Annotated in this window: 11 protein-coding genes; 3 read left to right on the forward strand and 8 right to left on the reverse strand. The window is 35.1% G+C overall.

Features of this window, described 5'->3' with window-relative positions; translation table 11 throughout:
• Positions 1 to 263 precede the first annotated feature (263 nt).
• Positions 264 to 1,364 carry a BamA/TamA family outer membrane protein gene (locus tag HOO91_12160; protein NOU18300.1) on the forward strand — a complete coding sequence of 367 codons (1,101 nt, stop codon included), beginning with the start codon at positions 264 to 266 and terminating at the stop codon, positions 1,362 to 1,364.
• A 57-nt stretch (positions 1,365 to 1,421) separates the two neighbouring features.
• Here the strand turns inward: HOO91_12160 and HOO91_12165 are convergent, their stop codons facing one another.
• The 4 genes from HOO91_12165 to HOO91_12180 all read right to left on the reverse strand — a co-directional run bounded on the left by HOO91_12165 (position 1,422) and on the right by HOO91_12180 (position 6,954).
• Positions 1,422 to 2,813, reverse strand: coding sequence for an aminopeptidase P family protein (locus tag HOO91_12165; protein ID NOU18301.1), 1,392 nt, complete (start codon positions 2,811 to 2,813; stop codon positions 1,422 to 1,424).
• A 105-nt stretch (positions 2,814 to 2,918) separates the two neighbouring features.
• Positions 2,919 to 3,872: an ROK family protein gene (locus HOO91_12170; protein ID NOU18302.1), complete on the reverse strand. Its 954-nt coding sequence runs from the start codon at positions 3,870 to 3,872 to the stop codon at positions 2,919 to 2,921.
• Positions 3,873 to 3,921: 49 nt separating this feature from the next.
• On the reverse strand, positions 3,922 to 4,164 hold the full coding sequence (locus HOO91_12175; GenBank protein NOU18303.1) for a hypothetical protein: 243 nt from the start codon (positions 4,162 to 4,164) through the stop codon (positions 3,922 to 3,924).
• A 15-nt stretch (positions 4,165 to 4,179) separates the two neighbouring features.
• Positions 4,180 to 6,954 carry a DUF3352 domain-containing protein gene (locus HOO91_12180; GenBank protein ID NOU18304.1) on the reverse strand — a complete coding sequence of 925 codons (2,775 nt, stop codon included), beginning with the start codon at positions 6,952 to 6,954 and terminating at the stop codon, positions 4,180 to 4,182.
• Between the two features lie 543 nt (positions 6,955 to 7,497).
• On the opposite strand from HOO91_12180, the gene HOO91_12185 reads away from it, so the two are divergent.
• Positions 7,498 to 9,048 carry a hypothetical protein gene (locus tag HOO91_12185; GenBank protein NOU18305.1) on the forward strand — a complete coding sequence of 517 codons (1,551 nt, stop codon included), beginning with the start codon at positions 7,498 to 7,500 and terminating at the stop codon, positions 9,046 to 9,048.
• Positions 9,049 to 9,083: 35 nt separating this feature from the next.
• Here the strand turns inward: HOO91_12185 and HOO91_12190 are convergent, their stop codons facing one another.
• Both HOO91_12190 and rnr read right to left on the reverse strand, forming a co-directional pair.
• Positions 9,084 to 10,319: a TlpA family protein disulfide reductase gene (locus HOO91_12190; protein ID NOU18306.1), complete on the reverse strand. Its 1,236-nt coding sequence runs from the start codon at positions 10,317 to 10,319 to the stop codon at positions 9,084 to 9,086.
• A gap of 77 nt (positions 10,320 to 10,396) precedes the next feature.
• Positions 10,397 to 12,595, reverse strand: a complete 2,199-nt coding sequence (gene rnr, locus HOO91_12195; GenBank protein ID NOU18307.1) for a ribonuclease R — start codon at positions 12,593 to 12,595, stop codon at positions 10,397 to 10,399.
• 168 nt (positions 12,596 to 12,763) lie between these two features.
• Here rnr and HOO91_12200 point away from each other — a divergent pair, with 168 nt between their 5' ends.
• On the forward strand, positions 12,764 to 13,351 hold the full coding sequence (locus HOO91_12200) for a hypothetical protein (protein NOU18308.1): 588 nt from the start codon (positions 12,764 to 12,766) through the stop codon (positions 13,349 to 13,351).
• A gap of 391 nt (positions 13,352 to 13,742) precedes the next feature.
• Here the strand turns inward: HOO91_12200 and HOO91_12205 are convergent, their stop codons facing one another.
• Together HOO91_12205 and HOO91_12210 are read right to left on the reverse strand one after the other, a co-directional pair.
• Complete coding sequence (locus HOO91_12205; protein ID NOU18309.1) at positions 13,743 to 13,916, reverse strand: hypothetical protein; 174 nt, start codon at positions 13,914 to 13,916, stop codon at positions 13,743 to 13,745.
• Positions 13,917 to 14,261: 345 nt separating this feature from the next.
• Entirely contained in the window at positions 14,262 to 14,426 is a 165-nt protein-coding gene (locus tag HOO91_12210; protein NOU18310.1) for a hypothetical protein, read from the reverse strand.
• Positions 14,427 to 14,462 lie beyond the last annotated feature (36 nt).

The following is a 14,462-nucleotide window of genomic DNA, read 5'->3' on the forward strand; positions in this document are numbered from 1 at the left end:
TGTGTGTACTATATTTTTAAAATTTCTTAAAATCTCTTTGAAGATTGAAAAAAAAGTATAACTGATTACAGAGAAATTAAAAGCAAATTTATTTTTAATACAAAACACACAATCTTATTAACAGCGATTAAACAAATTAATATGTGAACAAGTTCAGTCAAATCCCACCATAAAAGGATCTAAAGACATCAGAATAATCAAATAATTTTAGTCAAATCTCATTAACCTCACTACCTTTGCTTCTATACCTTTACATGTATAAGATGAAAATATCTTCGACATTAGTTGTCATTTTTCTATTGTGCTCACAGGGCATAATAGCGGAAACAAATTTATTAGTGCCTAAAGATACTATTCCCCTAAAGGATACAAACAAAAATTTCATAGTTGCTTTGCCCATACTGTTTTATGGTGATGAAACGAATTGGGGCATGGGGATTACTTCTGGCTACTATTTTACCAGCGAAGGCTCAAGTAAAGCATCAAATATTCAGGGAACATTGATTTATACATTAAAGAATCAAGTAAGTTTAACCTTACTTCCTAAATTTTATACTGAGGATAGGGATTTTTACTATTCAGGGCATGTTAAAGCCAATTATTACCCCGATAAGTTCTTTGGTATAGGTCGAAATACTCCTGATTCGCTTGAGGAAAATTATATTTCAAAGGATGCTTCACTTCTATTTCAACGTCAACGAGTGATGTTTGATGTAATTATGGCAGGAGTACAGGCACAATTTGGTTATTATCAAGCGTCTGATTTCAAAAATAATGGAGAACTTATTAATAAAACCATAATTGGAACAAAAACTTTTTTTACTTCTGGTTTGGGATTTCTACTAACATGGGATAATCGGGATAATTTGTTCTATCCAACACGAGGGGAGTTTTACAAATTGTCTCTACTTATTAACAGCAAAATATTTGGAAGCCAATTGGAATACAGCCGATTAACGTTAGATTTCAGAAATTACTATCCAGTTGTGTATAGCCACCTGATTAGCCTTCAGATTTATGGAGATATTACTTGGGGAAACACTCCGTTTCAGTTATTGCCATCAATAGGAGGTAATGAGATTTTAAGAGGATATTATAAGGGTAGATATCGCGATAATAACTTAATTGCTGCACAAGTAGAATATCGTTTTCCAATTTACAAGTGGTTAAAAGGTTCAATGTTTTATTCTGCAGGGGATGTTGCAAGCGATATTGACGATTTTGATTTGAGTAAATTCAAATACACTTATGGTTTTGGTTTAAGAGCAAGAGTAAACCCTGCAAATGTTCATATCCGTTTTGATGTTGGTTTTACTCAAGAAAATAAACCGGCACTATACTTTACAGCAAGTGAGGCCTTTTAATATATAAATAAAAAAGGGGTGAACCACCCCTTTTTATAATTCTGGCATAAGAAAAAATTAACCAGCAAATTCCTTTTCAACCTCATCAATGGTTATTGGGATACGTTTAGATCCTAGCAAACGACAACCTTTTGCTGTGATTAATATATCATCTTCAAGACGTATGCCACCAAAACCTATATAATCAGCAACCTTATCAAAGTTAATAAACGAAGAATTTATCTTTTCATTCTTCCATTTTTCAAACAGTGCTGGGATAAAATAAATCCCAGGTTCAACGGTGATCACAAATCCTTGTTGGAGTTTTCTACCCAACCGAAGGTAGGCTGTTCCAAATTGGTCGGAGCGAGAGATTTCATCGTCATAGCCAACATTATTTTCACCAAGATCTTCCATATCATGAACATCAAGTCCCATCATATGTCCAAGACCGTGTGGCATAAATAATGCATGAGCTCCATTTGTAACGGCATCATTAATATCACCCTTCATTAATCCAAGTTGAATTAATCCTGATGTTATTATTCTAGCAGCCTCTAAATGAATGTTTAAATAAGGAATATCTGGTTTTGCTAGTTCAATTGCTTTATTGTTTGCGGCTAGCACTATATTGTATATATCTTTTTGTTTTTGAGTGAATTTTCCTCCTACAGGTATTGTTCTTGTAAAATCTGATGCGTAATTCGAAACAGCCTCTGCACCAGCATCACACAAAAGGAGTCGACCCTCTTTCAGGGTCTGAGAATGGTCGTGATTGTGAAGTGTTTCCCCGTTTTGGGAAAGTATAATTGGAAATGAAGGACTAGATCCATAACAATTTGCTATACCGGCTATTGTACCTGCTATATTAAGTTCCTTTTCTCCTACTTTTGCCATTTTCATTGCGGTGGTATGCATTTTATAGCCAATATCACAAGCGGAGTCTATTTCGGCTATCTCGCATGGTTCTTTTATAGAACGTAATGAAACTATAGCATTTACTAATTCAACGGATGAATATTTTTGAACCAATGAAGGATGGATACCGAGCAGTTGTTCTAATGAGAGAATGTTTTCTGCTCTATAAGGAGGAGTAAAATAAATTCTACGACCTTGTTTAATTGCACGGTGAAGCGTTGTTGCTAGATCTTTCAATGGGTGAGTACATAAAACACCAACTTTTGATGCTAATTCATTAATGGTTGGTTGTGGGCCCATCCAAATAATATCATCTATATCTACATTATTGCCATAAATACAGTCTTTGCCATCTTCAATATCAATAACACCCACTAATCCGGGTAGATTTAGACCAAAGAAATAAAGAAAATTGCTATCTTGGCGGTAATGATAGGGATTTGCTGGGTAATTCATTGGTGATTCATTATTGCCATGAATTAATATAATTCCCGAACGAATCTTTTTACGGAGTTTTAACCGTCTTTCCGAATATATTTTACTATCAAACATGCTATAGTTATTTTGAAATGAGGCATAAAGTTAGCACCTAATATCTATAATTCAAAATACAAGAAAATGCCATCAAAATACAAGCAAAAAAGTACTTGTAATTGCTTAGCCAACATTTTGCCAAATCAATGCAGCAGCACCTAAAACGGCAGCGTTTTTACCCTCAAGTTCTGAAGGGATAATTTTTACTTTATTTCTAAAAACAGGAAATAGATTTTCTTCCATGTAACGTTTTGTGGGTTCAATTATTAAGCCGCCTGCTTTTGCAAGTCCGCCAAAAACAAAAATGGCTTCAGGACTGAACATTGCAACAGCCTCAGCGAGTTTAAGGCCCAAAACCTTGCCTGTAAATTCAAATGCTTCAATAGCTATTTTATCGCCGCTAATTGCCGCATCCGACACCATTTTTGCAGTTAGTTTTTCAAAGCTCACCCCTCTTAAGATACTCGGTTGATTGCTATCAGCCAATAGCATAAATACAGTTCTTCTTATTCCCGTTGCAGAGGCGTAAGTTTCCAAGCATCCTTTGTTTCCACATCCACATATGCGACCATCGGGGAAGGCTGTTAAATGTCCAAGTTCTCCGGCAAAGCCATCGTGCCCAACAATGAGTTTGCCATTTGCAACGATACCGCTCCCCAAACCAGTTCCAAGAGTAATGACAATAAAATCTTTCATATTTCGGGCTCCACCAAAAAACATTTCACCCAAAGCAGCGGCATTAGCATCGTTGGTTACTATTGTAGGAACAGGTGTGTACTTTGTGAGTTCTTTAGATAGAGGCAGTATGCCTTTCCACTCTAAATTTGGAGCATCTACAATAGCACCAAGGTTATAAGAACCATTTGGGGCACCAATGCCAATGCCTATCAGGGTATGGTTTTCCCCAGTTTTTTTAATTAGGGTTTCAATTTCTTGAAATATAGACTTAACAAAGTCCTCAAAAAACCTATGGTTTTTTGTTGATATTGATGATTCTATTAAACAATCACCATTATTTGTAACCAATCCAATCACGGTATTGGTTCCTCCGATATCTATACCTGCTACAACATCCATTTTTTAAAGAATTATTTTATTTATAATAATTTGATGATTAATTGAAAAACTATTTTGTATCAATTTCTTCGAAATCAACATAATCCCCAACATTTTTATCTACAACTTTTTCTTTAGTTGGATTACCTTTAATATAAGCATCCCCAACCTTTTGTCCTTTATCTTTTTCTTGCTGAACATTCATCTTTTTTGCCAAACGAAAGAGGAATATTTTCAAAAGAAAACGAGAAATATAGCCTAATACAGTAATGACTATAAAGACAATCAGTATAAATCTTAAAAAGCCAAGCATTTGATATACAATTAATTATTTTACAGAATAGTTAAGCAACATACCCGAAGGAGATCCTGTAATCACGTTAAAATTTGAACCCTTAATGGGGTTGTTTCCAACACTAAAAAGAGTGCATCCGTTTAAAGGAAAACCATCATATAAAGAGCCATTTCCATTAACTAGAAAGATTTTATTGTTCTTTAAGGAAATAAATCCAAGTTTAAGACCCAAATTATTGATCCTGCAGGTCAAGATTTCAGAGATCATTTCGGCATCAAACTTATATAAAAAGAGCAAAGTTTTATTCTTTTTATAAACATAAAGGCTCATGTTATCTAAAAAAACAAACTCTTTTTCGCCATCAGAATCGACATCCAGATAATTGAAAACATGCTTTGATGAAAAGACTTTAATTGCGAGTTCTTCAACTTTACCATTAAAATAAATGAATTTGATAAGACCGATAGAATCTGTGGTGATAAGCCTCACAGAATGGTTTTTGGAATTTTCGTCGAGGATAAATTGGCTATTTACGGATTTGGAAAAGTAGTGAGGTAAAGAGACCCTTGCACCTCCCTTCCTATCAACAATATATGGGCGGTTTGCATCGGCAAAAACAATATAATCCTTACCGTTCACACAAAAGTGTTGGAGTTGACCGCCTACAATTTTTTCTGTTTTTCCAAAAAACCAACCAGAAAGGGGTTTTCCTTGACAATTGAATGCGTATATTTTATGATCGCTGCATGCAATAAATAAACGATAGTCACGGCTATTATCGTAATCAAAAACCGAAACAGGATTTGTGGCTTTTGACGATAACTTTATTGGATAACCATCAACAAAATCCCCCCTTCGATCAACGGCATAGATATAATTTTTTGTACTAAAAACGTATTGCAGTTTTTCATTTCTAAACAGATCCGCTTGCATAATTTCACCATTAATTGGTTCGGGTAGTTGCTTTGTCCAAAGAATACGTCCAACATCATTGAGTAAATAGAGTTTGTTTTTTTTATCTTGAACTATTATTTCCTGACTTTTTGTAACATGGTTGGTTACCAGTTGTGGTCGCATCGAAAAGGTTGTATCAAGCCTCGTTTCCCAAGAGGTTTGAGGATCTTCAGATGTAAATGGTGAGTACTGGAAGTTGATATTATTGAATATCATACTGCTCCCACCGTTAAGTTGTAATGAGATCCCTTGAATTTTATTTAAGGAAGAGTGGTTGTTGGATAGTGAGGATGCGTATTGATTTTCAAGAAGATTTTCAAAAAGTTTTTCGCCTCTATGAGGATTTAGATAGAAGAAAAAACTGGATTCAGCGGCTAGCACATTACTGAATTGGCGAAAAGATATATCCAGTTGAAGCTGCTTATTGTGAATATTTGAAAGGATAATTTTAGATAAAGATTCCTTGGATGATCCAAAGATAACGTAGTCATCAATAAAGGTAATATACTCATCGGATACACCTGAGAAAAGGCTCCCCAAAAGAAGTTGGTTTATTCCCTTAAATGGGAGTTTGTAAATTTCGTAACTTTTATCACTATCAACCTTAAAAATGGTTTTAAAATCAGAGCGTTTCAGTTTGTTTAATTTAACATATGAATCAATTCGTTCGCTGAAGGATTGTTTTGTTTGGCTAGAGCCATTATTTTTTACAGCAACATACCAACAATCTTTAGTGTCGACACCATCGAAGGGGGAAAAAAACAACGCTATTTCTTTATTAAAGTATGAACGGTAAAGTTCATGAATATCAATTCCAAAACTTTTTTTACAATCTGTTAGAGCAGAAGTATACTCAAGAATGCGATCCGTGCGATCAAGGTAAAGTCTATAATCTTCAAGGAAAAGATCGAGATTCGATATTCCCAAACAGATAAACATTGCGGTTTCTAAAGGAAGAATAGAGGCTATTTTATTCTCAACAGGGCGTTGATGGGCAAAAACTTTGAGATAAGAATTTAATGTGTCTGCCGTTAAAGTGAACCCATTGAGAAAAAACGCATCTTCTTTTATGGTAACATCAAGTTCACTCCACTGTGCGATATCAATGAGTGTATTAATCCCTGAAAGATAAGGTTGTTTGAAAAATTTGCGAAATGTAACTGGAATCTTTGAATTGTTTACATAGAGATTTGCATCTACCTTGGTACCAGCGGTATGTGAAATAGATAAGAATCCGGGATCGTTTAAAAGAGACGATTGTTTTTCGAGTTGGTTAATCGAAGACGTAATCAAATTTATCGATGATGAACAAATTACTATACCGCGAAAAAAACTGAAGTAAAATAGTTCGGTGGAACGTTTGGAATCAAGAATGGTAGAAATGCTGATTTTGTTATATTCTTGTGTTACAATCCGAAATTTGTTTGTTATATACTGTTCCACAAGGTCAAGGAGCTCCTTTTTACTAGAGCCTTTTGGTATTTTAACTGTTGCAAAGAAGTGAATATTATTCCCCCCAAGAACATGGGCGGAAATGTAAACAGGATTTACAGAAACTAACTGGTTAAAAAGTAATGAGCGATTAGAGAGGCTGTCAATAAAGGCTATAGTACTATCCGCTTTTGCTACAGGCGTAAATCGCTTTATAGTTTCCCACAGATGATTGTTTGTTTGTAAATTTCCCGAAAAACGATGATAATCATTAACCTTTAAGACAAAAGAGGCGTCAGTTGGAACGGCAAGAATTGCCTCCGAGGGGGTTTCCCTCTTGTTTTGCAACCAAAAAAAGAAAAAAACAACGGCAACGGACAAGGCGACTAATGTTACTGCAATTGTAAAAATCAACTTCTTCATAACGATACTAGAAGAGTAAATCAACTATTTAACCATTTACGAGCACTTCCTTTAAATCAAGCTTACTATTCCATGATGATGATAACATTTAAATATATTTTGGTTGAAAAAACATGAAATAGAATATTCAATCTAAAAAGTAATACAGGATACAAATGTACAACCGATAATTCAAAATTAGGAAATATTCAATGAGGTGCTTAAATAATTTGTAAAAACCGGTATTTATATTTGTAAGTTGCTAATTTATAGCATGTTTTATTTTTACCATACAGCCACTTCCTATTTTGCTTCCCCAAAGGTAATTTCACAAAACAAATAACATCATAAATAGAGTAGAACTAAAAAAAATCACGTATTGTATAACATAATCGATGATTTGTTTGTTGATTAAACGGTTGATATTTTGTTATTTGAAAAAACAAAAGTGTGAGAACGGGGCATGATTTACCTTCCCAAAATTACTTTTTGAATGTATTTTTTTCAATGATTTTCATCATCTTATATAAAAACAAAAAAATATTAAGTTAACTTGCCTCGATTTTGAACAAGATTAATCACGGAATGAGCCGGCGAGCATTTGGTCTTATTGTAATTGATATCCAATTTGTTTTAGTTGGGTTTTGGTTAAGTATTAAAATTAATCCAGTATCCTTCAGAACCAATCATATTTATTATGAATTGTACTTACTTGGCCTTTTCTGGGTGTTGATTTCGCTTCTATTTAATAAGTATAATTTCAAAAGAGTTAGTATTACTGAAAGCACAAAGCAGGTTTTATTTAGTAATATTAGTTTATTGATGCTTGCTGTTGTTATTCTTTATTTGATGCGTTTTGACAAGAGTTTTGGTTTTATTGTCTTTGCTACTATTCTCTTTGCATCTCTTTTTGAGTTTTCATTTCTCTATTTTGGCTATTTATTTAAAAGAGCTCCGATTATTCGAGAAGGGTTTTATACCGCAGATCATGATAAAAAAAAGATTGACATCCTTGAGTATCGTTTTAGATCCACTGAAAAAATACCAGAATCAGTAGTTACCTACCCCCAAGAATTATCTGTAAAAAACGCAATAATTCAAGAATTGGGAGAATCCGCATACTGTTTTTTCGAGAAATTTGTTAACATTTCCGCGGAGTCTACTTTAATAGTATCTACGACTACTCGTTTTAATATTATGAGTATTCATGGTAATTTGTATAAAGCAATTATAAATATTAAGCGGGTTAACGATATACAGTGGATTAACAAATTTTTTGAAGCCGTTAATGAAAAACTACCAAAGAATGGAATTTTTATCTGCACGGCAGAAACCAAGGATTTACGAAAGAAAAGAATTTTAGCGAAATTTCCTCCGGTGCTTAATTATTTTTACTATTCAGTCGACTTTCTAATAAAAAGGGTTTTTCCAAAGTTTCCAATAACAAAAAAAATATACTTTCTTCTTACTCGTGGAGAAAACAGGGTTTTAAGTCGTGCCGAACTTTTGGGACGTCTTTACTCTTGTGGTTTTGAAATTGTTGACGAGGAGTACATCGATAAACGATATTTTGTAGTAGCACGAAAAGTCAAAACCCCAGCTTTTGACCTTGAACCATCCTATGGTCCAATTATCAAACTTAAAAGAGTAGGTAGGGGGGGGAAACTTATTAAGGTTTATAAAATGAGAACGATGCATCCTTATGCAGAATATCTTCAGGGTTATGTATACGAAAAGAACGATTTACAGGCTGGGGGCAAGTTTAACAACGATTTTAGGGTTTCAACCCTTGGACGGTTTATGCGGAAATTCTGGATTGATGAGCTTCCAATGTTTGTAAATTTCTTCCGTGGCGACATGAAATTATTTGGAGTGAGACCTTTAAGTCAGCACTATTTTAATTTGTATTCGCAAGAACTTCAAGAAAAGAGGGTGAAGTTCAAACCAGGGTTGATTCCTCCATTTTATGTTGATAACCCCAAAACGCTTGAGGAAATTATGGCTTCAGAGATGAAGTATCTTGAAGCGTATGAAAAAAGTCCATTTTGGACTGACTTTAAATACTTTTTTAGGGCTTTTTACAATATTGTTTTTAAGAGATATAGGAGTAAATAGAAAAAGGGGGCGCTAACCCCCTTTTGTATTCTGCACTATTTTTCGCTAAGCAGAAGTTCAATCAGTTTTGTTGTTTCCTCTACAAACTTTGTGTAGTGTTCACCTGTACCGGGGCCAGAAAAACCGGTCTCAATTTTTCTTATAGTACCTTTTTTGTCCAAAAATAATCCTGTAGGAAATGCCATTTGACCTTCAATTGGGTATAAAACAGAGTCCCTCTTCTCGCGACCACGAGAAGATACATACAAAAAGGTATAATTTGCTCCAGTTTGATTTATAAATCGTTCCATCTTTTTCTTTGATATCTCAAACGTTTTATCCTCAAAGTTTAATGCAACAACCTCAAAACCTTGATTTTTATATTTACTATATAGATCGCGAAACAACCTTGCTTCGTCCAAACAGTTGGGGCACCAACTACCTCCCGCAAGAACAGCGACAACTTTATTCTTGAATATTTCATCTTTTGAGGTAATCTTTTTTCCATTTATATCAGTACCCGCAAAATCAAAGGTGGTGTAACCCTTCTTTACTTTTACAAGATCTTCGCTACCAGGAAGAACTATGTTTTCATCCCTAATTGCAATCCATTTGCTTGTCCATTTTGAACTTCCCATAAACCTGCCGTTCTCCATGGTATTCTGATCTTTTATATTGGCATTAAAGATTAAAGATTGAGCACCATCCATTTTAGAAAACAGGAATTTGTTTCCAGATACTTTTCCCTCAAGATAACGATAATCGCCAGTAATATTGAGGAATGTACCTAAAACCTTATCGCCAGTTTGCCTGAATTCACCAACCATTATTGTTGAATCTGATGTTCCTGGGTTTTCAATTACTTTCCAACGACCAGTTACATCAAAAGCAGCTTTTTCAGTATGCCAAGGAAAACGATCAACAACACCAGAAACGGCATAAAACCTATAAGGATTCCCAACTTCAATCCCCTTTGGATAATATTTTCCAACAAGAGAATCGTTGCGAAGTACGGCAACCACTACACTTGTAAACACAGGGGTTTTTATAACCAAGGTGTCCCCATTTCTAGTAATCTCTGTGATGATAATCTTTTCATCGGCATTGGTTATCTCAAATTGAGCAACACCTTTTTCGTTTAAAGAGTAGGTCATATTAAATGGAACAACCATACTGTTATCCTGTGGGTCAATTTGGATTACTCCTAGCCATGGACCAGTTTTCATCTCATTTTTTTTACCGCAACTTGTTAGGAATACAATAACAATTGCGAATACAAAAAATCGTTTCATTTTTTATAGGTTTAATTATTTGACTTATTTTCAAACATATAGTTCGTTGACTTTTACATGGAGTAATATTGATTAGACTAACGGCGTTTTTTGAACTTTGATTTATCTTTTGATATAATTTTCTTTTCGCCCGTTTCAGCTAATCTAAAATCCAAATGTTTTTTCGCGAGATTTGTCCTCCACACCTCTACTTTTACCTCGTCACCAAGTTGAAATTTATTGCCTGTTTGCTTTCCAATAAGGCAGTAGTTATCCTCATCAAACTCGTAGAAATCGTCATCCAGCTCGCGAATGGGAACTAAACCTTCGCATTTACTATCAATTAGTTCAACAAAAAGTCCAAAACCAGCAACGCCAGATATTACACCAGAGAATACCTGTCCAACTTTATCGGTCATGAACTCAACCTGTTTATACTTAATCGAAGCCCTTTCGGCCTCGGTTGCCTTAACCTCCATATCCGATGAATGCTTGCAGAGTTTTTCTAGTGCATGCTCATCCTTTGGAGTTCCTTGATTCAGATAGTGCGCCAACAGTCGATGAACCATCATATCAGGATAGCGGCGAATTGGGGAGGTGAAATGGGTATAGTGCGTAAATGCAAGTCCATAGTGACCAATATTATTGGTCGAATATCTTGCCTTTGCCATCGAACGCAACGCAAGCGTTTCAACGAGGTTCTGCTCCTTTTTACCTCGAACATCATCCATAAGTTTATTCAACGATTTGCTTATCTGCTTCTCAGTTCCTCCCATAATGTTGTAACCAAAGCGTGTGATAAAATTACGGAACGATTCAAATTTTTCAGGGTTTGGCTTATCGTGAATACGATAAACGAAGGGTTTGGCTGTTTTATCCTTAACACGCCCAACCAATTCAGCAACTTTTTTATTGGCGAGCAGCATGAATTCCTCGATTAGCTGGTTGGATGCCTTATTCTCCTTGAAGAATACACCAAGCGGTTTTCCTTTATCATCAAGATTGAATTTAACTTCGGTGCGCTCAAAGCCAATTGCGCCGGATTTAAATCTATTTTTTCTTAGTTTTTGAGCAAGCTCATGTAACTTAAGAATCTCGATTTGCATATCACCATTGCCTGTTTCGATGACTTGTTGAGCCTCCTCGTATGAAAATCGGCGTTTAGAGAGGATAACAGTTCTGCCAATCCATTGGCTGATGATTTCAGCAGAGTCATTCATTTCAAAGACAGCTGCAAAGCAAAGTTTCTCCTCATTTGGACGTAATGAACAAACAAAATTCGAAAGCCTTTCGGGCAGCATTGGAACACACCTATCTACGAGATAAACGGAAGTTGCGCGTTCTATGGCTTCGTTATCAATTGGTGAACCCGACTCAACGTAATGGGTAACATCGGCGATGTGAACGCCAATTTCGTAGTTACTGTTTGGCAAAACACTGAACGAAAGAGCATCATCAAAATCCTTTGCATCAACGGGGTCTATGGTAAAAGTTGGAATTTCCCTAAAATCTCTACGATCGCTGTAATCCTTTTGAGTAATTTTATCGCTAATCTTGTTGGCAATCTTATCAAGTTCTTCGGGGAATCTGTAAGGTAGTTCAAATTCAGCCAGAATAGCATGCATCTCAACCTCGTTTACGCCAGGATTACCAAGCACCTCAATCACCTCCCCATTAGGATTTTTCATATTTGAAGGCCAATCGGTAATTCGCGCGATTACTTTTTGACCATTCTTGGCCTTTTTAAGATCTTTTTGTGCGATAAAGATGTCATAAGGCATCTGCTTGTTATCAGGGACAAGAAATGCATAATTCCTTTCAAGGCTGATGGTTCCAACAAAATTACGTTTAGCTCGTTCAATAACCTTTATAACCTCGCCTTCAGGCAGATTACGCCGCATTCGGTGGGTGATAAGAATCTGAACCTTATCGCCGTGTAAGGCGTGGTTAAGACGGAACTCTGGGATAAAAATTTCACGGTTATCCTCAGTAGTCACCTCTGCTGTACCGTCGTTATTCATCTCAATAACTCCAGTGGAATAACCTGCTAGTGCTTTAAGCTTAAACTTGCCTGCGTAAACCTCATCGAGCGTATTGCCGGCCAGAAGCTCATAGAGTATTTCGGTGATCATTTTCCGAGGCCCATCATCTTTTATATCAAGCAATTTAGCAAGTTGCTTATAATTATATGTATAAGTGGGGTTGTTGGCGAATATCTGTAGGATTTCTTTTGTAAGAGCCTTTTTACCAAGGCCATTCTTAGCTTTTTTATCCTGTTTCTTCTTTTTGCTTTTCATAAATCTTAGTTTAATCCCATTTAGGATTGAATTATATTATTAACAACAATGCAAATGTAATTGTTTTGCAGGGTTTTAGGTTGTACATGGGGAAAAAGATATAAAACACGACCTTTTGTGGTTAAATAAATTGTGTTACTTTTATAATAAGGAAAGGATTTATAAAAAATGAAAAGTTTAATTAGATCAATAATTCGGAAAGGTTTGTTGGTGCTTATATTTTACATGCATTCTTATTCAACAATTGTTGTGGCCCAGGACAGCACAAACACCCCATTTAATGGAAAAAAAATAGTTGCGATCGGAATAGGGGAAATAGGTTACAGTATTAATTATACCACTTTTTACAAAAAGAATAAAGCGTATGAGGTAAAGGTTGGGTACAGGCAAGGAGAGAACTTTACAAATTTCGTTGGTTTTTCCTTTAAAGATCCTTTCTGGTGTTATAATCAGTTTGTTTTACAAGCAGGTTTGAGATTCTATAATTCCGAAGGGCTATATTTTTCACCAATGATAGTTGCAACTTATGGGTTTTATGACAATCTTCAATTTCCAGAATACGAAGGAAGAAAAAATTACTACCCATTAATTTCCAGAGAAAAAAAAGGAATAGGAGGTATTGCCAAATTTGGGTTTACACCCATAAAGAAAAGATTTGTAATGGATATTTATCTCGGCTTGGGGTTTAAGGTATCACAAACAAATGAAAAAATTGTTGATCCAGATAGACAGAATAACACAAACCGTTCTAACTAACGGAAATATGAGCCTACTAATAAGCTAACAGTATTACAGAGTTTGGATGGGACTTTGAATGGTTCAGTATATCAAACAGATAGCATAGTTTAGAACAAATTTAGAACAAATTATTTGACGAATGTCTAATTGAACCGAGGTTCTTGTCCTGACCCAATTAAGCAATTTTTACTGATTCTCTTTCTCAAAAGTTCATTTTTTAGATAGTAGATTTAATTACTTGACAATGAGCTTGAAATAATAAACAGATTCTTTTTAAATGGTCGTTTATTTGGCACTACAAAAATAATTATCCTATTCTTCTTGCATATGCTTAGAATGCTTAGCCTAGGTAAAATGAAAAGCCCCATCTTTTTTGGATGGGGCTTTAACTCTTTAACTAGACGAAGATCTAATCTTCTTCGTACTCGATAGATGCTCTAAACTTCCGTTTAGCGTTGCTGGTCTGTTTCTTCTTTAGTATAGGTTGTAATACTATTACGCCTATTAGAAACAATACCACCAAAAAAAGAGCCAAATTCATTCCTGCTGTTAATAGCAAGTGCCTAAAATAATCTAAAAGCATTATGAATAAAAGGTTTTAGTAGTGAATAACTTGGCGGTGGTGTTCATTAAAAAATAGACCAACAGTTTGCATCTTGATTCAAAAATGTCTTAATTTGTTGTGTCAAAACTATCAAAACATATTTTGAGGGCTGATTAGAAACTCTTCTATCGGCCTTCTTTTTTTCTCACACACTCGCTGTTCAAAGAACTTCTGCAAAATTATTGAAACTAAGTTGTTTTAGAACCATTAACACAGCTTGAAAATATCAACATTAAATTATAGTTGTGAACATAGTAATGCTTTGTGTTACAAAAAAATACAAAAACAGCTTGGTATTCAGCCTGATGTTTAAGTGTATGAATATCAGAATAGAACACGTTTTTTAATAAGTTTATTCTGATTTTTGTTATTAACATTAAACATAATACCCACAGGGTATGATACCGCTCCATTCATGGAGTTGAATACCAATACCAGACATAGTACCACCTCGTGGTACATTTCAACCACAGCACTACGGCGTTTCATCAACTGAACCTGTTCTTAACCTTAATCGTACCACAA

The organism is Bacteroidales bacterium (genome assembly GCA_013141385.1).
In the GTDB taxonomy this organism is placed as follows: Bacteria; Bacteroidota; Bacteroidia; order Bacteroidales; family Tenuifilaceae; genus UBA8529.